This is a genomic window from Citrobacter sp. Cpo142 (assembly GCF_030332425.1).
Lineage (GTDB): Bacteria > Pseudomonadota > Gammaproteobacteria > Enterobacterales > Enterobacteriaceae > Citrobacter > Citrobacter portucalensis.
Genome location: NZ_JAOWHW010000111.1, coordinates 1 through 1,496 on the forward strand (window position 1 = coordinate 1; position 1,496 = coordinate 1,496).

1 protein-coding gene and 1 pseudogene are annotated in these 1,496 nt (G+C 52.3%); both read right to left on the bottom strand.

Features of this window, described 5'->3' with window-relative positions; genetic code table 11:
* Positions 1-67: 67 nt before the first annotated feature.
* Positions 68-781: pseudogene (locus tag OGY18_RS09140) on the bottom strand (IS630-like element ISAhy2 family transposase); the annotation flags it as partial.
* A 105-nt stretch (positions 782-886) separates the two neighbouring features.
* Positions 887-1,496: integrase core domain-containing protein (locus OGY18_RS09145; RefSeq protein ID WP_286552745.1), on the bottom strand; the 610-nt coding region annotated here is incomplete at its 5' end.

Consider the following 1,496-nt stretch of genomic DNA (forward strand, 5'->3'; position numbering starts at 1 on the left):
TGAATGGGTTCATGTGCAGCTCCATCAGCAAAAGGGGATGATAAGTTTATCACCACCGACTATTTGCAACAGTGCCGTTTTTCTTGATCCCGCTGACGTAAAGTACCCTTCCGTTGCCTGCGTGGAGAACGCCTGCCAGATAATGCTTGGCATTCTGCCCCGGTGTGACAACCCGCTTTTGCTGCGCTCTGAACATCCAGTCGGCTCCTAATTTGGGATTGAGGTCTATATCGACTTCATCCTCATAAAACACCGGATTATCGGCATCACAGCGGGCCAGCGCGGCGTCGATATTCGCCATTTTTTCCTGATAGGCTGGGTCTTTTATCCGCAAGGTCGGCACGGGCCTGCGCCAGACAATGCCCATACGAGGTAACCATCGGCGGAGCGTGGAGGCTGCCACATTGAGCCCTGTTAACCGATTGATTTTTATAGCCAATAGTTCAGTACACCAACGGCTGCGCTGATAACCAAAATCTTGCGGAGAAAACTGCATGAGCAGCACCAGTAAGGTGACAATCTTGGCGATAGGTAAGACTGGGGCACGGCCAGCCGGTAAGGCTTCTAGCGCATCTATGCCTTCATCTCGATACCACCGAAGCCAACGACCGATGGTCGAGCGCGCAGCGCCGGTAAGGTGATGAACATCGGTGATCGTGCGTCCTTCATGTAACAGCAAGATGGCCATCAAGCGACGAGCATGTCCTTTATCACGGGTGGCATGGATGATTTTGTGAATGCGGCGCCGTTGTGGTCGTGGCAGAGGTGGTAGGATAGGCATCAACTCAGTCCTTTGGGTGTGGCTTGTTTTGTTTAGCGACTAATCAGATCGCACAAACTGGACTGAGTTCCCTTCCTCCGGTGATCTACTATTCGGAACAGCTATTTAGGGTGACGGAAATTTCTGGGGTTCCGGCTTACATCCCCTAGTAACGTCGGAATCTTCATTCTCAGAATGACCCTTTCTCCAGCCCGCTGCAAATTCAGACGGTGTCTGATAATTCAGCGTGGAGTGCGGGCGGCATTCGTTATAATCCTGCCGCCAGTCATTAATAATTTTCCTGGCATGAACGATATCGCTGAACCAGTGCTCATTCAAACATTCATCGCGAAATCGTCCGTTAAAGCTCTCAATAAATCCGTTCTGCGTTGGCTTGCCCGGCTGGATTAAGCGCAACTCAACACCATGCTCAAAGGCCCATTGATCCAGTGCACGGCAAGTGAACTCCGGCCCCTGGTCAGTTCTTATCGTCGCCGGATAGCCTCGAAACAGTGCAATGCTGTCCAGAATACGCGTGACCTGAACGCCTGAAATCCCAAAGGCAACAGTGACCGTCAGGCATTCCTTTGTGAAATCATCGACGCAGGTAAGACACTTGATCCTGCGACCGGTGGAAAGTGCGTCCATGACGAAATCCATCGACCAGGTCAGATTGGGCGCCGCCGGACGGAGCAGCGGCAGACGTTCTGTTGCCAGCCCTTTACGACGTCTTCTG